A 20140-nucleotide genomic window follows, 5' to 3' on the forward strand; every position below is an offset into this window, starting at 1 on the left:
CGTCGATCAAGGACCGTGGTGCCGCAGGCGCGGCATGGCGTCCGCGCGTCTGGCGCCCCGGTGCGGCAATCGCCATAAGACAAGGCGACGATTCTCGAGACAAGGAGGGCGGGCTTCATGCCGACGCGCCTCAAGAAGCTGATCGGGACGGTGATCCTGATCGTCCTGGTGCTGTTCTACGCCCTGGTGGCGATGGCCGTGGCGACCGCGACCCTCGCGGAAGCGAGCGGCTGGGTCCATCTCCTTTACTTCCTCGTCACCGGCCTCCTCTGGGTGGTGCCGGCGATGTTCCTCATCAAGTGGATGGAGACCCCGAGCCGCGCCGAGGCCGAAGCGCGCGCCCGGACCGAGCGCCAGCGCCGGGTCTGATCAGGCCTGGACCGGAGGATCGAGCCACAGGACGATCGCGTCGCCGGCGCCCGCATCCGCCAAGCGGTCGGTGAGATCGGCGACGAGCAGGCTGTCATCGAGCTGGGCCGCGACGATCAGGGCGGCGTCCTCGTGCATCAGCGTGCCGAGGATGCGGGGGCCCGGCTCGTCGAGATGAAGCACGACGCAGCCGTACGACGCCTCCAGCGCCTGCATCAGCGTGACGAGTTTCGAAGGCGCGGCCTGCAGCAGGCGAACGTCAAAGGTCTCGCCCGCGGACACGAAGTGGGCGGAACTCGCCGTGTCCGGATGGATGAGGTCGGCGATTTCGCATCGGCCTTCCACGTAATCGGTCAAGCCCGGCGAGGGATGCGGGCGGCCCATCAGCGTTGCGGCCCCGCTCTCCTCGGTCAGGTCGACGAGAACGGCCGATCCGTCGCGCTCGGCGAGATGCCGAACAAGCGCGACCGCCGCTTCCGCGCCGTCCTCGGGGCTGGTGCCGAAGACGAGGAGCCGCGTCATCCGGCTCGCGACGACCGCTTCGGCCAGCTCCTCGACGCGCGGAGAAGCGGACGAAGGCGCTCGGGTCGAGGCCGGGGGCGCGACCTCGGCCTCTTCGGTCGGCACGTCGTCGGTCGCGATCGGGTCGGAAAGCGCGGAGGCGTCATCCCAGAGCTTCGGGTCTGCGCGTCGTCGCCGAAACAGGAAGGGCAGGAGGCCCCCGAAGAAGCCCGCCAGCCCGAAGCCCGCGGTCGAGATCAGGATCGGACGCTCCTCCGGCTCCTCGGGCCGCGCGGCCTCCGTGAACATCAGGCGCGGCCTGTCGCCGGCAATCGGCGCTTCGGGCGCAACGACTTGTGGCGCAGCGGCGGGAACCGAAGCCGTTCGGCTCGCCTCCCAGCGCCCAAGCGCGTCGTCGAGCGCGGAGCGAGCCTCCCCGACGGCCGTATCGAGCGCAGCCCGACGCTCGGCCTGCGGATCGGGCACGGGCGCGGGCGCGCTCGCCGCAGAAAGGCTCGAAGCCTCGCGGCGCTCGCGCGCATCCAGTTCGGCGAGGGCCTGACGTCCGCGCGACAGTTCGGCCGAGAGGATGCGCTCGGCCCGGTCGAGCGCCGCGCCGAGCGCGGCTTGCGCTTCGGCTGCGTCCTCGCGCCCTCGCCTGAGACGCGGATGGTTGTCGCCGTAGGTCTCGGCCAGCGCCTCTGCCTCGGCGCGCACCGCGTTTCGCCGAGACACCGCGGCGCGCAGATCGGCGGGTAGAACACCGGGATCGACGGGGCGCCCGCTGCGGACCCTTGCGATGGCGGATTGCCGCGCTTCCAGCGCGCCGAGAGCGCGGCGAGCCTGCGCGCGGGCGCTGCGCGTCGCTTCCAGTCTTTCGACCGCTGCGGCCGAGGCGCCTGGTGCTTGTGCCACGGCGGGTGTCGGAGGCGCTCCCAAGGCTACGAGATCGGCTTCGGCCTTCGCGAGATCGGCGCGGCGGGCCAGCACTTCTGCCTCGAGGGCGGCGCGCTCGGGCTCGACCGGGTCGGGCTCGGACATCGGCGGCGGCCGCTGAATGGACTGGGTGAGGGCCGGCTCGGTCCGCGCGACGAAGCTCGCGGCGACCGCGTTCACGACGGCTTCCGCGACTGCCGGGTCGCGGTGACGGAAGGACACGGCAACGATCGGCGCGCCCGCCTCCGCCTCCAGGCTCAGGCCGCGGGCCAGCCGCTCGACGTCGGTCGACCGATCGGCCTCGTCGTCCCCCGCGAGAACGGTCGAGACCCGGGGCGGCAGGGACGCCGCCGCCGCGGCGAGCGACTCGCCCGTTTCGAGGTCCGAGAGGACCGACTCGACGCTGGCTGCATTCTCGGCGGCGGGCGGCACGACGACGAAGCTCGTGGCACGATAGGTCGGGACGACGTAGCGTGCCCAGCCGTAGCCGGTGCCGGCGAAGATCGCCGTCGAGGCCAGGAGCAACGCCCAACGCGCGGCACGGCCGCGCGCCGGCCGGCGCGGGCTCCGAGCCCTTCCGGGTCGCCCCTTTACAACCATTGATCGTTCGTCTCCTCGCCCGTTCCGCGGCGCAGCGTATCGGCACGCGCACCGAGACGTCCTTCCGGCCCGCAAAAGGTGGCGGGAGGACGGCACTCGGGCAAGCGAAAGCCGCGGTAGAGCACGTTTAACCCTAGGTTAACCCTAATTGAATACAGACGGGTGATAAACACATCGAAGGACGGAACCCATGCGGATCGTCGCGGCCTTCGCGATCTTCTCGATGCTGGCCGGCTGTTCCAGCTACAAGCCGGTCGGGCCCGTGTTCAACGAGGCCCTGAACGCGCCCTACCGGCTCGATTCGGGAGACCGCGTCCGCATCACCGTCTTCGAGCAGGAAAGCCTGACGAACAGTTACGCCGTCGACAAGGCGGGCTACGTGTCGGTTCCCCTGATCGGGTCGGTCCCGGCCCGCGGACGCACCACCAAGCAGCTGGAGTCCGACATCGCGCAGCGGCTTCGCGACGGCTTCCTGCGCGATCCCGACGTCGCCGCCGAAGTCGACACCTATCGGCCCTTCTTCATCATGGGCGAGGTCAACACCGGGGGCCAGTACACCTACGTTCCCGGCATGACCGCGCAGAACGCGGTCGCGATCGCCGGCGGCTATAGCCCGCGGGCCGAGCAGGAAAGCGTCGACATCACCCGGCGCGTCGGTGGCCGGGTTCTCACGGGCCGGGTGCTCGCCTCGGACCCGATCCTGCCGGGCGATACGATCTACGTTCGGGAAAGCTTCTTTTAAGCCTGTTTCCGATCGTTAGCGCCCCAATGAGGCTTTCCTAACGCTGCCATCGTAATTCACGCCGAGGGACCTGCCACGGCGAAGACATCGAGCCGTCGCCGACCGTGCGGGCACCTTGCCAGCAGGACGACGAGCGAGAAGCCATGCGAAAGCCGTCATCGGATCAGGATCTGCCGACCAACCTCGTCGCGGCCTTCCCGGCAGCAGGCGTCAAGGACAGCTCATCCTCGGCCGCGCCGGGCGCCCTCAACGAATTGGCCGCCGTCGCGGCGCGGCAGTTCCAGACGAGCTTCCTGACGGCTCGCCTCCTCGGCGGCATCTGGCGCGGGAGCGAATTCGCGATCCTGGTGACGCTCGGTCTCGGCCTTTATGCCGGGATCGTCGGGATGCACTACAGCCTCGCCCTGCACTACGGACTGCTGACGCTGCTCGGCGCGAGCGCTCTGGTGCTGGTTCTCGGCTTTCTCGACGGCTACCAGGTCGCGATGCTGCGCTCGACCGGGCGTCAGCTGATGCGGCTCGCGACCGCCTGGGGCGGGGTGCTCGCCCTCATGACGCTCTGCATCTTCTTCTTGAAGCAGCAGGACACCTTCTCGCGCATCTGGCTCGGCTCCTGGTTCGTGTCCGGCTTCGTCGCCCTCGCGGCCGCCCGCATCGTCCTCGCCTTCCGTATCCGCCGCTGGGCGCGAAACGGCGTCATGGAGCGCCGCGCCGTGATCGTCGGCGGGGGCACGAACGCCGAAACGCTGATCCGATCGCTCGAATCGCAGCCCGAGAGCGACATCCGGATCTGCGGCATCTTCGACGATCGCAACGACCGGCGCTCGCCGCCGATCGTCGCCGGCTATCCCAAGCTCGGCACGATCAAGGAACTCGTCGAGTTCGCGCGCGTCGCCAAGATCGACATGCTGATCGTCACCTTGCCCCTGTCGGCCGAGCGGCGGCTGCTCGAACTCCTGAAGGACCTTTGGGTGCTGCCGCTCGACATCCGCCTGTCGGCGCATTCGTCGCACATGCGGTTTCGCCCGCGCTCCTACTCCTTCATCGGCTCGGTGCCCTTCCTCGACGTCCTGGACAAGCCGCTGGCGGACTGGGACTGGGTGGCCAAGCGGGTGCTCGACGTGACGATCGCGTCGCTGGCGCTCATTATCCTGTCGCCGGTGATGCTGGCGACCGCCCTGGCGGTGAAGCTCGACAGCCCGGGGCCGGTCTTCTTCCGGCAGAAGCGCCACGGCTTCAACAACCAGATCATCGACGTCTTCAAGTTCCGGTCGCTGCATCACGCGATGTCGGACCCGTTGGCGCGCTCGATCGTCACGAAGGGCGACCGCCGCGTCACGCGCGTCGGCCGCTTCATCCGCAAGACTTCGATCGACGAGCTGCCGCAGCTCTTCAACGTCTTGCGCGGCGAGCTGTCGCTGGTCGGCCCCCGCCCCCACGCCGTCCACGCCATGTCGAGCGGCAACGAGGCCTTCGTCGAGATCGTCGAAGGCTATTTCGGCCGCCACAAGGTCAAGCCCGGCATCACGGGCTACGCGCAGATCAAGGGCTGGCGCGGCGAGATCGACGAGCCGGTGAAGCTCAAGCAGCGCTTCGACCACGATCTCTTCTATATCGAGAACTGGTCGATCCTCTTCGACCTCTACATCCTGGCCATGACCCCGATCAGCCTCCTGCGCTCGCAGAATGCCTATTGATCAGGTGACGGCACGCCGCGCCTGGAAGCGCTCGGCCTCGTAGGCGCGGCTTTCCAGGACGTCGCGCAGCACCTCCACCGCGTCGGCGACGTCGACGAAGCGCGTGTAGAGCGGCGTGAAGCCGAAGCGCAGGATGTCGGGCGCCCGGAAGTCGCCGACGACGCCGCGCTCGATCAGCGCCTGCATGACGGCATAGGCCGCCTCGTGCGTGAAGGAGACTTGGCTGCCGCGGCGATGGGCCTCGCGCGGCGAGGCGAGCGTCAGGCCGAGGCCGGCGCAACGCGCCTCGACGCCCTCGATGAAGGCCTCGCACAGCGCCACCGACTTCTCTCTTAGGCGCGCCATCTCGACGTCGTCCCAGACGTCGAGGGCCGCGTCCAGCGCGCTCATGCCGATCACCGAGGGCGTGCCGGTGAGGAAGCGCCGCACGCCCTCGGCCGGCGCGTAGCCGACGTCGAAGCGGAAGGGTGCGGCGTGGCCGAACCAGCCGGACAGAGGCTGAGCGGCGCGCGCCCAGTGGCGCGGCGAGACGTACAGGAAGGCCGGAGCGCCTGGACCGCCGTTGAGGTACTTGTAGCCGCAGCCGACGGCGAAGTCGGCCCGAGCGTCCGCGAGGTCGACCGGCACCGCGCCGGCGGAATGGGCGAGATCCCAGACCGTCAGGATGCCGCGCTCCTGCGCCGCCTTGGTCAGCGCGGCCATGTCGTGCATCCGGCCGGTGCGATAGTTGACGTGGGTGAGCATGAGGACGGCGACGTCCCCGTCCAGCATCGCCTCGATATGCTCGGGATCCTGGGCGAGACGCAGCTCGTGCCCCTGCCCGGCAAGCGCCGCGAGGCCCTCCACCATGTAGAGGTCGGTCGGGAAGTTCGACGCCTCCGAGACGACGCCCCGGCGTCCGGGAGCGAGCGCGAGGGCCGCGGCGAGGACCTTGAAGAGGTTCACCGAGGTCGAGTCGGTCGCGACGAGCGAACCGTCCTCGGCGCCGACGAGCCGACCGATCTTCGCCCCGACGCGGGCCGGGAGGTCCACCCAGCCGGCCTCGTTCCAGGAGCCGATCAGGCCCCGACCCCATTCCCGGGACACGGTGGCGGCGACGCGGTCTTTCGCCGCACGCGGCAGCGCGCCGAGTGAATTGCCGTCGAGATAGACCACGCCGTCCGGCAGTTCGAAGCGCTCGCGAAGGTGCCGCAGCGGATCGGCCGCGTCGCGCGCCAGGGCCTCGTCACGGCTGCGCGAGCGGGGTTCCAGGTGATCCATCGGCATTCCTCGTGCTCCTCGGGTCGTCATCCACGTCTGCGCGCGGCACTAGCAGGGTGGCGGCCCCGCTTCCACATGCGCGAAGAATGAACAGGTGATGAATTCTTCGGCGCTCGCGCTGTCGAAGGTCAAGCCTCGCGCTAGGTTCAGGAGTGCCGGCGAGCCCGGCGCTTCCCCGCGCCTCGTCGGCATTCGCCACGTTCGGCGAACACTCCACGCCAGCGAAAGCAGAACCGCATGACTGAAACGCCGCAGCCCTTCAATCGTGCCGAGCGCGTGTTCGGCACCCCGATCGAGCGGGCCGAGAAGGGGTCTGCCATGTCGATGATCCGTGCCGAGGTCGAGGCGCGCAATGCCAAGTCCGAGCGCCTGCGCGCGATGCGCCTCGCGCAGGAAGCCGCCACGCCGGCCGTTACCGCGACGCCGCGCAAGGGTGCGCGGGCCAAGTCCGCCGAGCCGCAGATCGCCGCCGAGTAGGTTCGGCGTCGATCGTCGGAGGCCGACGCTCCGGACGGGCGCGTCGGCCTCGTCGTGTCAGGACCTCTCCCTCGCCAGCCAGTCGGCCGCGATGGACAGGTCGGCCTGCGAGAGGCCGTGCCCGACCGGCAGCTGCTCGTGCGTGACGCGGGCGCCGCGCTCGCTCAACTGTCGCGCCAGACGCGCCGCATTCTCCTCCGGCACGATCGGATCGAGCATGCCGGACAGGATCAGGACGGGCACGCCGTCCAGCGCCGCTTCGGGCGGCGCCTGCAGCGGCACCATGGCCCGGATCAGTACCGCGCCGGCGAGAACCCTCGGGCGGAGCATCAGCATCGCCGCGGCGATGTTGGCGCCGTTGGAGAAGCCGAGCGCGATCGGGCTCGCTAAGCCGTAGGTCGTTCTCGCGCCGTCCACGAAATCGGCGAGCTGGTGGGCCCGCGCGATCACGTCCGCCTCGTCGAAGACGCCCTCGGCGAGGCGGCGGAAGAAGCGGGGCATGCCGTTTTCGAGAACCGGGCCGCGCGGCGACAGGAGCGCTGCGCCCGGCGCCACGCGGGCGCCGAGCGGCAGGAGGTCGCCCTCGTCGCCGCCCGTGCCGTGGAGGAGCAGGATCGGCGGCCGCGCCGCCGATCCAGGCTCGAAGCGGTGGACGAGCGAGAGCCCGTCCCCGGCGCTAGCCGCCGCGTTCACGCGACGGCCGGCGACACGGCATGCGCCTCGGCATCGAGGCTCGGGAGCCGCGCCTCGATGGCCGCGCGCCGCCCTTCCAAGAAGGACGGCAGCTTCAGCGTCGCGCCGAGGGCGTCGCTCGGCTCGTCCACGGCGAAGCCCGGCTCGTCCGTGGCGATCTCGAACAGAACGCCGCCGGGCTCGCGGAAGTAGACGGACCGGAAGTAGTTCCGGTCGCGCTGCTCCGTCGCCTGCAGCCCGTGGTCGGCGGCGAGCTTCGCCACCATGGCTTCCTGCTCGGCGTCGTCGGCCGCGCGAAAGGCTATGTGGTGGACGGTGCCGGCCCCGGGCCGTCCCCGCAGGAAGTCGCCGACCGCGCGGATGTCGATCGCCGTGCCGAGCCCGCCGCCCGCAACGCCGTAGCGCGTCGTCGTGCCCTCGGTCTCGAGCTTCGTCATGCCGAAGACGTCGGTGAGGACGTCAGCCGTCGCCGCGCCGTCCTTCAGGAGAAGGCTCGCGGAGTGGATGCCGCGAATGGCGTGATCGGCGTCGATCTCGCCGCTCGTCCAGACCGCGTCGCTGCCGACATCGTGCTTGGCGGCGACGAGCGCGAGGCGCATGCCGTCCGGGTCGCGGAAGGGCAGCACCGTCTCGCCGAAGCGGCGGACGATGGAGTCCTGCTGGACGCCGGCGGTCAGAAGGCGGTGCGACCAGAAGCCGAGCGCCTGCTCCGGCACGGCGAGCACCGTCTCCTGCAGCTCGCCGATGCCCATGCGGCCGAGCGCGGCGTGGGCATAAGGGAAGAAGGTCAGGATCGTCCCCGGCCGGCCGGCCGCGTCGCCGTAGTAGAGGTGGTGCGTGGTCGGATCGTCGAAGTTGACCGTCGTCTTCACGCGGCGCAGGCCGAGGATACGGGTGTAGAAGTCGTCCGTCCGGTGGTCCGGGCCGGAGATCGCCGTGATGTGGTGAATGCCGTTCGTCCGCATGAGAGCCTCCATGAGCTTCGTCGAGGCAGAAGGTAGGCGAGCGACTTCGGTCGCGAAAGGTGAACAGTAGCTTGACGCGGTGAACAGTCCGGCGACCGTTTCGCTCAGAGCACGACGCGGGCGTGCCGCTCGGCCGCCTGCCGCACGGCGTCGAGGAAGCGGACGGTCTCGGCGGCGGACGCGGCGGTGACCGGCGGCTCGCCGCCGTCGCGGATCGCCCGGACGATCCCCTCGTAGAACGTCGTCCAGCGGCCGGCTTCGGAAGGGATTTCCTCGCGTGCGCCCTCGCCGCTCACCAGGATGCCGCGGTTCTCGGCGGCCTCCTCGCCGAAGCCGGGCTCGGTCGGCCGGCCGCCGGCGCGCAGGGCCGCCTCCTGCGGATCGATGCCGCGCTTGAGGAAGGAGCCCGCCGTTCCGTCGATCCGGTAGCGCCAGCCGCCGTCCGCGACGACGGAGGCGGCGCCGAGCGAAAGGCGCAGCGGCCCCTTCCCCGCCCGGATTTCGAAGCCGTCGTCGACCGCCCCGCCCTCGCGCTGGACGAAGACGTCGGCTTCCACCCAGTCGGGCATGCCGAAGAGTTGGATCGCCTGATCGGCGAGGTGCGGCCCGAGATCGTAGAGGAGGCCCGCCCCCGGCAGCGCCTCCTCGCGCCAGCGCTGCTGGACGCTGGGCCGGAAGCGGTCCCAGCGGGCGGCGTAGTTGAAGACGCGGCCGAGACGGTTCTCGCCGAGGAGACGGCGGATGGTCAGGAAGTCCGCGTCCCAGCGGCGGTTGTGGTAGACGGACAGGACGAGACCGCGCGCTTCGGCGAGGCTCTTCAACTCGGCCGCCTCGTCATGGGTCAGCACGAAGGGCTTGTCGACGACGACGTGGCGCCCGGCCTGGAGGGCGCGGCGGGCCTGCTCGTAATGCAGGTGATTGGGCGTCGCGAGCACCACGAGGTCGATGCCGGGCAGCGCCAGCGCCTCCTCCAGGGAGGCGCAGACAGCGGCGCTCGGCCGCTCGGCGCGGATCTCCTCGGTGCGCGACGATACGACGGCTCCGATCTCGATCCCCGCCGCTTCCATCACGGGCGCATGCAGCAGGCGTCCGGCAAGGCCATATCCGACGAGGGCGGCGGTGATGGGCATGGGGTGATCTCCAGAAGCGTCGGATTATCGAAGCGCACGTCTCGTCATGACCGGACAGGTCCGGAACGGCAACGAAGAAGAGGCGCGTCCCCTCGCCCGCTTGCGGGAGAGGGTGGACCGCGAAGCGGGCCGGGTGAGGGTGTCGGCCGCGCGAGCGGCCAGGCAAAAACCAGCGTCGCGGCCGTCACGAACCACCCTCATCCGCCTGCCGGCACCTTCCCCCGCCAGCGGGAGAAGGGAGCAGCGTCGGCGCCAGTTCTTCGCCCTTCAATGGAAGTCGCGCGACTTCGGGATGATGCGCTGGTTGCGGGGGTGGTTGGTGCCGCGGGGAACCTGGGGACGCAGGACCTCGTCGGCGCGGGTGAGCTGGAAGTTCGGGCGGTCCTCCTCGGAGAGGTGGGCGAGATCGGGCGTGCGGTCGATCAGGCGGGCGGCCACGACGTGGACGACGCCTTCCGCGCTGCGCTGGACGCGGCCGCGCACCTCGATGAAGCGCGAGCCGATGACCTCGCGGCGGAACTGCGAGAACAGCGTCGACCAGATGACGATGTTGGCGATGCCGGTCTCGTCCTCGATCGTCATGAAGACGACCTTGCCGTTGCCCGGCCGCTGGCGGACGAGAACGACGCCGGCGAGGCGCACGAAGGCGCCGCCGCGCCGGCTCGTCGCGGCCTGGCAGGACATCACGCCTTCGCGGCTCAGCCGCTCGCGCAGGAAGGCGAGCGGATGGCCCTTCAAGGACAGGCGCGTCACCTTGTAGTCGGTGACGACGTGCTCGGCGGGGCTCAGGGCGGGCAGCGCCGTGTCCGGCTCGGCGCCGAGCTCGGGCGCGCGGGCCGCGGCGAAGAGCGGCAGCTCCTCGGCCGAGACGAGGCGGCGCACCTGCCAGAGCGCCTCGCGCCGGTCGAGCCCCATGGAGCGGAAGGCGTCGGCGTCGGCGAGCTTCTCCATGGCCTGACGCGGCAGGCCGGCGCGGCGCATCAGGTCCTCGACGCTGGGATGGGCGCCGTTCTTGGCGGCGAGGATCCGCCTCGCCCAGTCCTCCCGGAACCCGTCGATCAGCCGGAAGCCGAGGCGGAGCGCAAGGGACGTGTCCTCCTCCTCCTCCAGGGTGCAGTCCCACTCGCTGGCGCCGACATCGATCGGCTTCACCAGGACGCCATGCTCGCGCACGTCGCGCACGAGCTGGGCGGGCGCATAGAAGCCCATGGGCTGCGAGTTGAGAAGCGCGCAGGTGAAGGCGGCGGGATGGTGGCACTTGATCCAGGCCGAGACGCAGACGAGGTGGGCGAAGCTCGCGGCGTGGCTTTCCGGGAAGCCGTAGGTGCCGAAGCCTTTGATCTGGTCGAAGCAGCGCTGGGCGAACTCCCGATCGTAGCCGCGCGCCACCATGCGCTCCACCATCTTCTCCTCGAAACTGCCGATGATGCCGAGGTGGCGGAAGGTCGCCATGGCCCGGCGCAACCCGTTGGCCTCGACGTCGGAGAACTTCGCCGCCACCATGGCGAGGCGCATGGCCTGCTCCTGGAAGAGCGGCACGCCGAGCGTTTCCTTCAGCACCTGCTCCAGCTCGTCGGGCGGGCCGTGCTCCGGCGACGGCGACGGGTAGACCACCGCCTCCACGCCGTCGCGGCGGCGCAGATAGGGATGAACCATGTCGCCTTGGATCGGTCCGGGGCGCACGATCGCGACCTGGACGACGATGTCGTAGAAGCGCCGCGGCTTCAGGCGCGGCAGCATGTTGATCTGCGCCCGGCTCTCCACCTGAAACAGGCCGATGGAATCGCCCCGGCAGAGCATCTCGTAGACTTGTCCGTCGTCGCGCGGGACGGTGTCGAGCGACAAGGGACCGGTGAGTCCATGCCCCGTCGCCCGCCCGTGATGGCGCAGCAGCTCGAAGCCTTTGCGGATCGCCGTCAGCATGCCGAGCGCGAGGATGTCGACCTTGAGAAGCTCCAGCTCGTCGATGTCGTCCTTGTTCCACTCGATGAAGGTGCGGTCCTCCATGGCGGCGTGGGCGATGGGCACGACCTCGTCCAGCCGGTCGTTGGTGAGGACGAAGCCGCCGACGTGCTGTGAGAGGTGCCGGGGAAAGCCGATGATCTGGCGCGACAGGTCGACGGCGCGGGCGATGATCGGGTCGGCCGGGTCGAAGCCGGCCTGTAGGATGCGCTCGTCCGGCAGGCCGGTCTCCCAGCTGCCCCAGACGGTCGCGGCAAGTCGGGCGGTGACGTCCTCCGTCAGACCCAGCGCCTTGCCGACGTCGCGCACGGCGCTCTTCGGGCGATAGGTGATGACGGTCGCGGCGATGCCGGCGCGGTGGCGGCCGTAGCGCTCGTAGATGTGCTGGATGACCTCCTCGCGCCGCTCGTGCTCGAAGTCGACGTCGATGTCCGGCGGCTCGCGCCGCTCCTCGGACACGAAGCGGGCGAAGAGGACGTCGATCTCTTCCGGGTCGACGTTGGTGATGCCGAGAAGGAAGCAGACGACGGAGTTCGCAGCCGAACCGCGTCCCTGGCACAGGATGCCCTGCGACTCGGCGAAGCGCACGATGTCGTGGATGGTGAGGAAGTAGCGGGCGTAGCGGAGCTTCTCGATGAGCCGCAGCTCGCCGGCCAGCGGCTTCGACACCTTCTCCGGCACGCCGTCGGGATAGCGGAGGGCGATGCGGCCCCGCACGAGGTCTTCGAGGTGGCTCTGCGGCGTTTTGCCCGGCGGCACGGGCTCGTCGGGATAGTTGTACTTCAGCTGGCCCAGCTCGAAGTCGACGCGGTCGAGGAGGTGCTGCGTCTCCTCCAGCGCCTGCGGTGCGTCGCGGAAGAGCCGGGCCATCTCGGCCGCGGGCTTGAGGTGGCGCTCGGCGTTCGCTTCCAGCCGGCGGCCGGCGGTTTCCACGGTCAGGCCGAGGCGCACGCAGGTGACGACGTCCTGGAGCGGGCGGCGGTCGGGGTGGTGATAGAGGACGTCGTTGGTGGCGAGAAGCGGCACGCGGGCGCGCGCCGCGATCTCGGCCGAGTGGGCGAGCATGCGCCGGTCGCGGCCGCGATAGCGCATCGCGGCGCCGAGCCAGACGGCGCCGGGCGCGACCTCGCGCAGGCGCGGCAGCAGGTCCGGCATGGCGCCGAGCTGCGCCTCGCCGGGCATGGCGACGAGGAGGAGATCGCCGGCGCGGGCGAGGAGATCGTCGAGGCCGAGGCGGCAGTCGCCCTTCTCCGCCCGCAGGTTGCCGGCGGTCAGGATGCGGCAAAGGTCGCCCCAGCCTTTCCGGTCGACGGGATAAGCAATGATGTCGGGCGTGCCGTCGGCGAAGACGAGGCGGGCGCCGCAGACGTAGCGGAAGCGCTCCGCGGCGGCGCGGACCTCGGCCGGTTGAGTTTCGTCCTCAATCACGGTGCGCAGTGCCGAGCGGGCGCGCACAACGCCCGAGACGGTGTTGCGGTCGGCGAGGCCGAGGCCGGCATGTCCCAGCGCCAGCGCCTGCAGAACGACCTCGCCCGGCTGCGAGGCGCCGCGCAGGAAAGAAAAGCTCGAAGCCGCCGCCAGCTCGGCAAAGGCCGGCCCGCTCACGCGAAGAGGCCGTGCAGGAACCAGCGCGGCCCGGTCGTCTCGACGCCGTAGAGCCCAGCGCGGAACACCCAGAAGCGCCGCCCGTCCGTGTCCTCGACGCGGAAGTAGTCACGGGTCGGAACGGCGCCGCCCTCGCCCCGCCACCACTCGGCCGAGATGCGCTCCGGGCCCTCGGCATGGGCGACCTCGTGGAGGACGCGCCGCCAGCGGAAGCGCTTTGGAGCGCCGTCCGGAACCTCGGCGACGACGTCGAGCGGCTGGGGCGGGTCGAAGAGGCGCAAGGGGCGCTCGGGCGGCTCGCCCCGCGGCTCGTAAGGGACCGGCGCGAGAACCCAGGCGCTGGCCTCGCCGCCCTCCCCGATCTCGCGCAGGAGCGGCACCAGCCGCTCGGCCCGCTCAGGGATGTGCGTGTCGAGGGCGTCGAAGCGCACGGCCGCGTCCTCGCCGAAGCGCGACCCGAGGCGGTCGGCGAGGCCGGACACGGCCGACTCCTGCCGCCGTGCGCCAAAACTGTCCTGGCGGGCCGCCATCGGCTCGGCGAGGAGCACGGCGAGGCGGATCGCGTCGAAGCCGAAGCCGGGATCGAGCGGATCGGCAGCCGAATCGATCCGCCGGAACAGGAGGCGCGCGAGGCCCTCCGGCTCGCGCAGCGGCGCGGCGGTGGCGACTGCGATGCGGCGCACCGCCCCGTCGGTGCGGAAGAAGCTCGCCTCGAAGCGCCGGCCGCCCTTGGCCTGCCGTTCCAGCCGACCGCAAAGGTCCTGCGCCAGCCGCTCGAGCGCTGCGGCGCAGTCCTCGACCCGGCCGATCGGCTCGGCGAAGCGGCGCTCGGCGGAAAAGACCGGCACCGGGCGGCGCGGCACGATCGGCTTCTCCGTCCGGCCGAGCACCCGGTCGAGCCGGTCGATCAGCCCTTGGCCGAAGCGCGCGGCGAGCGGGGCGCGGGGGCGCTCGGCGACGTCGCCGACGGTGCGAAGGCCGAGCCGCGCCAGCGCCACCGTTTCCGCGTGTTCCAGCCCGAGCGCCGCCGCCGGCAGCGGGCCGACGGCCGCCGGCTCGCCGCCGGAAAGCACGATCGCGCCGGGCAAGCCGCCGAAGCGGGCGAGCGCGCGGGCGGCGTCCGGCGTGCCGGCCACCGCCGCGACGCAGGCGACGCCGACGCGGGCGAGCCGCGCCTCCACGTCGCGCTTCATCGCCGCTTCGCCGCCGAAGAGGTGAGCGGCGCCGGCGATGTCGAGGATCAGCCCGTCCGCGCCGTCGAGGGCGACGAGCGGCGTGTAGCGGTCGCAGGCGTCGGCGAGGCGCGCCAGGAAGGCGGCGTCCGCGGCCGGGTCGTGGTCGGCGACCGCCAAGTCCGGCACGCGGGCCCGCGCGTCGGCGAGGCCGAGGCCCGGCAGGAGGCCGAGGCGCCGGGCCGCCGCATCGCCCGCGACGAGCCGCATCGCGCCCTTGACGCGGGCCGCGACGACGAGCGGCCTCTTCGCCTCAGCCGGCGCGGCGCAGGGCGTGCCGGCCCGGTTCGGCTCCACCCGCGCCAAGCGATCGGTGGGGAGAAACGGCAGCCACAGGCACAGGAATCGACGGGTCCCGGAAGGTTCGTGCGTCACGGCTCCACTCCACGCGCCATGTCTGCTGCGGCAGGCCAGCGCGATGCCGCAGGAGTTCGATCTCGAAGACGGGATGGCCGGGCGCGCCGGCCGCGAGCGGCGTCGAGACCCCGGCCCGCACGCGCCAGCGCGCATGCGCCGCGCTCGGCGCCCCATCCGGCGCCCCGACGCGCAGGAGGAAGGCCGCCGCGCCCGAGCGCCGCGCCGCCACTGCCAGGCGGCGCGTGGCGTCGAGGTCGAGAGCGCGGGGGTCGCCCCAGATCTCGATCGCGACGGCGCCGATGCCCGGCGAGCGCAGCGCCTCCAGCCCTGCCTGAAGGCTGCCGAGCCCGTCCCGCGTGCGGGCGAGAAGCAGCTCGCCGGGATCGGCCCCGAGCGCCAGGAGCCCCGCCCCGTGCATCTCGCCGAACTCGGCCGCCGTCATCGACTGGCGCACGATCGCCGCCCGCCGCGTGCCGGTCCCCGCCATCGCCCGCAGCATCAGCGCGATCGTGAAGCCGCCCGCGGCCGGGCCGTCGTTCTGCGATGCGGCGCGGATCTCGTGCAGCGCGCCGACCGGCATCGGCCCGACCCGCGCGTCGATCGAGGCCATGCCGAAGCTGAAGCTCCCCTCGCCGCCGTCCGAGGTTTCGGAACGCGAGCGCTCCCACGCGTCGCGAAAGCCGTGCGCGTCGAGGCGCGGCCGCGGCGCTGCGGCAAGGCCCGCACCGCGGCCGGCTTCGATCGCGGCAAGGCTTCGCCGCAGATCGGCAAGGACGTCACCCAAGGCCGAATCTCCGTTCATGATATGTTCCAGAAGGACTCCCGCATGGCTGGGAGTCAACGGGCTTATTTTCCTAAGACAGACGAACTAGACGAAGGCCGGCGCCGATCCAGAGGAATTCGGTCTTATCCCCGCTGTTCACCGTTTCCCCAGGAAATCCTCCGCCAGTTCGGTCCAGAAGGCGGCCCCGACGGGAAGGAGGTCGTCGTTGAAGTCGTAGGACGGATGGTGGAGGGGCCAGTCCCTTTCGCGCCGCCCGGCGGTGCCGAGGAAGAAGTAGCTGCCGGGGCGGGCCTTCAGCATGTAGGCGAAGTCCTCGCTGCCCATGGAGGGGCGCGCCATCTCCTCGACGTTCTCCGCCCCGGCGAAGCGCGTGGCGAGGCGGCGGAGGTACTCGGTCTCGGCCGGATGGTTGATCGTGGCGTCGTAGGAGCGCTCGTAGAGGACCTCCGCCTCGCAGCCGAGGCTCTTGGCCTGGAGCTCGGCGATCTCGCGGATGCGCCGCTCCAGGAAGTCGCGGGTGTCGGGATCGAAGGAGCGGATGCCGACGACGATCTCGGCCGTCTCCGGAATGACGTTGCTGACCGTGCCCGAATGGAAGGCGCCGACCGTGACCACCGCCGGCTCGATCGGGTGGACGTTGCGGGACACGATTGTCTGGAGGGCGAGGACGATCGCCGCGCCCGCGACGATGGGGTCGCGCGCGTCCTGCGGCTGCGCACCGTGGCCGCCATAGCCGCGCAACACGATCCGGGCCTCGTCGACGGCGGCCATCATCGGCCCGGAGCGCAGGGCGAAGCGGCCGAAGGGGATGTCGGGATCGTTGTGGAGCGCGAAGACCGCGTCGCAGGGGCAAAGGTCGAAGAGCCCCTCCTCCACCATGATCCGCGCGCCGCCGACGTTCTCCTCGGCCGGCTGGAAGATGAGGTGCACCGTGCCGTCGAAGTTGCGCCGTTCGGCGATGGCCTTGGCCGCGCCGAGCAGCATGGCCGTATGCCCGTCGTGACCGCAGGCGTGCATCTTGCCGGGAACGAGGCTGGCATAGTCCGCGCCCGTGCGCTCCTCGATCGGCAGGGCGTCCATGTCGGCGCGGATGCCGACCGAGCGCTCCGACGTGCCGACCGTCAGCGAGCCGACGACGCCGGTGCCGGCGAGCCCGCGCGTGACGCGGTAGCCCAGCGCTTCCAGCCGCTCGGCGACGATCGCGGAGGTGCGGACCTCCTCCAGGCCGAGCTCCGGATGGCGATGAAGGTCGTGGCGCAGCGCCACGAGGTCGGGCATGTCGTTGCGAAGGGCGGAGAGGGTCTGCGTCACGGGGGCTCTCGCGGCTGCGTCGGATGGCGCCAGGATGCGCGCCCTCGCTCGCCGCTTCAAGGGCGGCGGCTTGCGCCGGGCGCCGCCTCCTGATCTCTGCGCGGCATGACGTCCGCCCCTTACCGCCGCCTCGTCTTCGTCGGCGCCGGCCATGCCCATGTCGAGGTCCTGCGCCGCTTCGCCCAGCGTCCGCTTCCCGGCACCGAGCTGGTTCTCGTCACCCGCGCGGCGCACACGCCCTATTCCGGCGCGGTGCCGCTGGTGATCGCCGGCCACCTGTCGCTCGAGGACGCCCTGATCGACGCCGCCGGCCTCGCGGCCAGAGCCTCCGCCCGCCTGATCCTCGCCTCCGCGACCGGCCTCGATCCCGACGCGCGGCAGCTGAGCCTCGACGACGGCACGCGCCTCGCCTTCGACACGCTGTCGCTCGACATCGGCTCGGCGCCGGACATGGCCGCGCTCGGCGCGGACGCGGCGGCGGTCATCCCCGCCAAGCCGATCGACGGGCTCCTCGCCCGGATCGAGGCGCTCGCTGCCGACATCCGCGATCGGGACGATCCGGTCACGATCGCCGTCGTCGGCAGCGGCGCGGCGGGCGTCGAGCTCGCCTTCTCGCTCGACCACCGCTTCGCGGGCCTCGAGCCCCGAGGTCCGCCCGTGCGGGTCGTGCTCGCCGGGCGCTCCCGCCGCCTCGTGCCCGGCTGCAACGCGCGAACGCGCCGGTGCCTCGAACGCCGCCTTGCCCAGCGCGGCATCCCCCACCTGTCAGGCTTCGACGCCGTCTCCTATCGCGACGACGAGCTATACGCCGCCGACCGTCGATCGGTGAGGGCAAACGCGGTGATCTGGGTGACCGAAAGCGCCGCGCCGCCCTGGCTCGCGGCGAGCGGCCTCGCCTGCGACGCCCGCGGCTTCGTGCTCGTCGACGAAGCCCTGCGCTCGCGCTCGCATCCCAGCATCTTCGCCGCCGGCGACGTCGCCGCCCTTCCCCAGCCGCGCCCGAAGGCCGGCGTCTTCGCCGTCCGAGCGGGCCCCGTTCTCGCCGAAAACCTCCGGCGCGCGCTGACCGGCGAAACGCTGCGAGCCTATCGTCCGCAGACGCGCTGGCTCAGCCTGATCTCGACCGGCGACCGCCATGCCGTTGCCGACAGGGGGCCGCTCAGCTTCGAGGGCGAATGGGTCTGGCGATGGAAGCGCTGGATCGACGCCCGCTTCCTGCGCCGCTACGCACCGAACGACGGCAGCGGATCCTGCGGCCTTCGGAACGATCACATCGATTTTTGAGAAGAGATGGTCGGAGTGAAAGGATTCGAACCTTCGACCCCCTGAACCCCATTCAGGGGTATTCGCTTTTCTCCACATTGCGCTCGTTTGCTGGAGATGCCAATCTGCCATATTTTTGAACAGGTTATGTCGTATCCACCTTCCTGCGATCTTCGGCAGCTTTCCCGCTGGTGCTTCCCGGGTGCTACCCAATTCGCAACCAAACCCTCTCCTCAGGGAGTGTCTCAATGCCGCGGGTCCGCATCACAAAACGCTTCCTCGACAGCCTAACACCGCGCGATCGCGAGTTCGTCCATTGGGATCCCGATCTCGCCGGCTTTGGCGTGCGGGTCCGTCCCACTGGCCGGATGACCTACATTGTCCAGTACCGCGCCGGCTCCGGCCGCAGCGCGCCAGACCGTAAGGTGACGCTCGCCCCAGTGGGCCGCCTCACACCCGACGAGGCGCGCGCCGAAGCGCGCCGCCTTCTTGGCTCAGTCGCACAAGGTGCCGATCCGGCAGGCGAGCGGCAGCGGCGCCATGCGGCTATGACAATCAACGAACTCGCCGCCGCCTTCATGGCTTTGCATGTCAAACCGAAACGCAAACCTAAGACCGCTGAGCTGTATCAGCATATCCTCGAGAAGTTCGTCCTGCCGGCGCTTGGCGCAAAAAGCGTCGCTGACGTTACTAAAGCCGACGTCATGCGTCTCCACCATGGCATGCGCGATCGGCCGTTCATGGCAAACCGTACGTTAGCCGTGATCAGTTCGCTGTTTAGCTGGGCTAGTAAACATGAGCATGTGCATGAAGGTTTGAACCCGGCAGCGCGCATAGAGACATTCGTGGAGAACCGGCGCGAGCGCTTCTTGTCGACCGAGGAGCTAAAACGCCTCGGAGCTGCGCTACGAGAAGCCGAGACTGTCGGTATCCCTTGGGAGCCGAACCTCAGCAAACCGACAGCGAAGCACCTTCCGAAGCCGGAGAACCGGCAGACGATCGTCAATCCGTTCGCGACAGCCGCCATCCGTCTCCTTCTGTTTACAGGGGCGCGGCTTCGAGAGATTCTACACCTGCGGTGGGCTGAGGTCGACCTGGCTAGGGGCCTGCTTTTCCTTCCCGACTCCAAAACCGGTCGGAAGACCATTGTTCTCAGTGCGCCAGCGATCGCCGTGCTGCACGAACTGCCTCGGACGGGGGTCTTCGTGATCGCGGGCAACAGCCCGGACAAACCGCGTTCCGATTTGAAACGGCCTTGGGGACTCGTCTCGCGCCGAGCCAAGCTTGAGGGTGTTCGCATCCACGATCTTCGACATAGCTTCGCAAGCTTTGGAGCAGGCGGCGGGCTCGGGCTTCCGATCATCGGCAAGCTTCTCGGCCACACTCAGGCGAGCACTACGCAGCGCTACGCCCACCTCGACACTGACCCGCTCAGGCGTGCATCGGATGCGATCGCCCTTGCGATCTCAGCCGCGATGGGCGAGTTCGCGTCAACTGACAGAAACGGATCGCTGGACGGGCGGTAAGACGCTCAGTCGTCGCGAGGCCGATGCTTCGCGTTCACCCTTAGCTGATGAAAACCGCAATCATCATGCAGTCGCGATGCATTTGATTGCCGGTTACTGGCGCTTAAACGCGCCGTTCTTGTAGGATCAGCTTCGCTGACCTCCAGAGATCCTCAGACTTACAAAACAAGACGACCATCAATGATTGATCCTACAGCCGAATGATATCAGTTAGCATCATAGTCCGTGGCTTTGAAGAAGTTGGCGCACTCGTCGGGTTGGGAGCCATCGACGATCTTGCCGATTGTCGTCCAGAGCGCCTCAACGGTCCTTTCTTCGGCTTTTCGCAGGAGCGCCTCGAGTTTGGAGAAGGCCACCTCGATCGTGTTGAAGTCGGGGCTGTAGGGCGGCAGGTAGAGAAGTCGCGCTCCGGCCGCCTCGATCAGGCGCGCCACCGCCGGCCCCTTGTGGCTGGAAAGGTTGTCCATCACGACGATGTCGCCGGCCTTCGGTTCGGGAACGAACACCTTCTCGACGTAGGTCTCGAAGGCGACGCGGTTGATCGGCCTGTCGAGCACGAAGGGCGCGACAATCCCGCCCAGGCGAGGCCCGGCGACAAAGATCGTGGTTTCCCAGAGGCCGTGCGGGATGGCGGCGCGGAGCCTTGGCCTTTGGGCGCTCGGCCATAGCGGCGGGCCATGTTCGTGGAGGCTCAGGTTTCGTCGATGAAGACCAGGTGAGTGGAGCACTT

At 70.1% G+C, this 20140-nt stretch carries 15 protein-coding genes and 1 pseudogene; 6 read left to right on the forward strand and 10 right to left on the reverse strand.

All coding sequences use genetic code 11. The features are described from left to right. Positions 1-117 precede the first annotated feature (117 nt). Positions 118-369 (forward strand): DUF2842 domain-containing protein, encoded by a 252-nt coding sequence (locus tag FZN60_RS12995; protein WP_158873901.1) that lies wholly within the window; start codon positions 118-120, stop codon positions 367-369. Here FZN60_RS12995 and FZN60_RS13000 read toward each other — a convergent pair whose 3' ends face one another. Beyond that, positions 370-2331: a hypothetical protein gene (locus FZN60_RS13000; RefSeq protein ID WP_158873902.1), complete on the reverse strand. Its 1962-nt coding sequence runs from the start codon at positions 2329-2331 to the stop codon at positions 370-372. Between the two features lie 265 nt (positions 2332-2596). Between FZN60_RS13000 and FZN60_RS13005 the strand changes: the two genes are divergently transcribed. Both FZN60_RS13005 and FZN60_RS13010 read left to right on the forward strand, forming a co-directional pair. Further along, the gene (locus tag FZN60_RS13005) at positions 2597-3148 is read left to right on the forward strand and encodes a polysaccharide biosynthesis/export family protein (protein WP_158873903.1); all 552 of its coding nucleotides are present in this window, start codon (positions 2597-2599) and stop codon (positions 3146-3148) included. Positions 3149-3291: 143 nt separating this feature from the next. Continuing rightward, complete coding sequence (locus FZN60_RS13010) at positions 3292-4845, forward strand: undecaprenyl-phosphate glucose phosphotransferase (RefSeq protein ID WP_158873904.1); 1554 nt, start codon at positions 3292-3294, stop codon at positions 4843-4845. Here the strand turns inward: FZN60_RS13010 and kynU are convergent, their stop codons facing one another. Next, positions 4846-6105, reverse strand: a complete 1260-nt coding sequence (gene kynU / locus FZN60_RS13015) for a kynureninase (protein WP_158873948.1) — start codon at positions 6103-6105, stop codon at positions 4846-4848. It lies immediately after the preceding gene. Positions 6106-6342: 237 nt separating this feature from the next. Here kynU and FZN60_RS13020 point away from each other — a divergent pair, with 237 nt between their 5' ends. After that, positions 6343-6582, forward strand: coding sequence for a hypothetical protein (locus FZN60_RS13020; RefSeq protein ID WP_158873905.1), 240 nt, complete (start codon positions 6343-6345; stop codon positions 6580-6582). Between the two features lie 57 nt (positions 6583-6639). Here the strand turns inward: FZN60_RS13020 and FZN60_RS13025 are convergent, their stop codons facing one another. The 7 genes from FZN60_RS13025 to FZN60_RS13055 all read right to left on the reverse strand — a co-directional run bounded on the left by FZN60_RS13025 (position 6640) and on the right by FZN60_RS13055 (position 16588). Continuing rightward, positions 6640-7275, reverse strand: coding sequence for an alpha/beta hydrolase (locus tag FZN60_RS13025; protein WP_158873906.1), 636 nt, complete (start codon positions 7273-7275; stop codon positions 6640-6642). Then, the gene (locus FZN60_RS13030) at positions 7272-8240 is read right to left on the reverse strand and encodes a ring-cleaving dioxygenase (RefSeq protein WP_158873907.1); all 969 of its coding nucleotides are present in this window, start codon (positions 8238-8240) and stop codon (positions 7272-7274) included. The genes FZN60_RS13025 and FZN60_RS13030 overlap by 4 nt, the downstream gene beginning before the upstream one ends. A gap of 104 nt (positions 8241-8344) precedes the next feature. Further along, positions 8345-9370, reverse strand: a complete 1026-nt coding sequence (locus tag FZN60_RS13035) for a Gfo/Idh/MocA family oxidoreductase (protein WP_158873908.1) — start codon at positions 9368-9370, stop codon at positions 8345-8347. Positions 9371-9637: 267 nt separating this feature from the next. Then, positions 9638-12937, reverse strand: a complete 3300-nt coding sequence (locus tag FZN60_RS13040; RefSeq protein WP_158873909.1) for an error-prone DNA polymerase — start codon at positions 12935-12937, stop codon at positions 9638-9640. Next, positions 12934-14466: a DUF6504 family protein gene (locus FZN60_RS13045; RefSeq protein WP_369413040.1), complete on the reverse strand. Its 1533-nt coding sequence runs from the start codon at positions 14464-14466 to the stop codon at positions 12934-12936. Before FZN60_RS13045 ends, FZN60_RS13040 begins: the two co-directional genes overlap by 4 nt. Beyond that, positions 14423-15310 (reverse strand): ImuA family protein, encoded by an 888-nt coding sequence (locus FZN60_RS13050; protein ID WP_158873910.1) that lies wholly within the window; start codon positions 15308-15310, stop codon positions 14423-14425. The genes FZN60_RS13045 and FZN60_RS13050 overlap by 44 nt, the downstream gene beginning before the upstream one ends. A gap of 135 nt (positions 15311-15445) precedes the next feature. After that, positions 15446-16588, reverse strand: coding sequence for a M20 aminoacylase family protein (locus FZN60_RS13055; protein WP_158873950.1), 1143 nt, complete (start codon positions 16586-16588; stop codon positions 15446-15448). Between the two features lie 138 nt (positions 16589-16726). Here FZN60_RS13055 and FZN60_RS13060 point away from each other — a divergent pair, with 138 nt between their 5' ends. Together FZN60_RS13060 and FZN60_RS13065 are read left to right on the forward strand one after the other, a co-directional pair. Continuing rightward, positions 16727-17905: an FAD-dependent oxidoreductase gene (locus FZN60_RS13060; RefSeq protein WP_158873911.1), complete on the forward strand. Its 1179-nt coding sequence runs from the start codon at positions 16727-16729 to the stop codon at positions 17903-17905. Between the two features lie 227 nt (positions 17906-18132). After that, on the forward strand, positions 18133-19410 hold the full coding sequence (locus FZN60_RS13065) for a tyrosine-type recombinase/integrase (protein WP_158873912.1): 1278 nt from the start codon (positions 18133-18135) through the stop codon (positions 19408-19410). 206 nt (positions 19411-19616) lie between these two features. On the opposite strand, the pseudogene FZN60_RS13070 reads toward FZN60_RS13065, so the two are convergent. After that, positions 19617-20125 (reverse strand): annotated as a pseudogene (locus FZN60_RS13070) (IS630 family transposase); the annotation flags it as partial. Positions 20126-20140: the final 15 nt, after the last annotated feature.

It is taken from the genome of Antarcticirhabdus aurantiaca (assembly GCF_009765365.1).
Lineage (GTDB): Bacteria > Pseudomonadota > Alphaproteobacteria > Rhizobiales > Rhizobiaceae > Antarcticirhabdus > Antarcticirhabdus aurantiaca.

Coding starts and splice junctions, on each gene's coding strand:
- FZN60_RS12995 (WP_158873901.1), top strand. CDS start 118: ATGCCGACGCGCCTCAAGAAGCTGATCGGGACGGTGATCCTGATCGTC.
- FZN60_RS13005 (WP_158873903.1), top strand. CDS start 2,597: ATGCGGATCGTCGCGGCCTTCGCGATCTTCTCGATGCTGGCCGGCTGT.
- FZN60_RS13010 (WP_158873904.1), top strand. CDS start 3,292: ATGCGAAAGCCGTCATCGGATCAGGATCTGCCGACCAACCTCGTCGCG.
- kynU (WP_158873948.1), bottom strand. CDS start 6,105: ATGGATCACCTGGAACCCCGCTCGCGCAGCCGTGACGAGGCCCTGGCG.
- FZN60_RS13020 (WP_158873905.1), top strand. CDS start 6,343: ATGACTGAAACGCCGCAGCCCTTCAATCGTGCCGAGCGCGTGTTCGGC.
- FZN60_RS13030 (WP_158873907.1), bottom strand. CDS start 8,240: ATGCGGACGAACGGCATTCACCACATCACGGCGATCTCCGGCCCGGAC.
- FZN60_RS13035 (WP_158873908.1), bottom strand. CDS start 9,370: ATGCCCATCACCGCCGCCCTCGTCGGATATGGCCTTGCCGGACGCCTG.
- FZN60_RS13055 (WP_158873950.1), bottom strand. CDS start 16,588: ATGCCCGACCTCGTGGCGCTGCGCCACGACCTTCATCGCCATCCGGAG.
- FZN60_RS13060 (WP_158873911.1), top strand. CDS start 16,727: ATGACGTCCGCCCCTTACCGCCGCCTCGTCTTCGTCGGCGCCGGCCAT.
- FZN60_RS13065 (WP_158873912.1), top strand. CDS start 18,133: ATGCCGCGGGTCCGCATCACAAAACGCTTCCTCGACAGCCTAACACCG.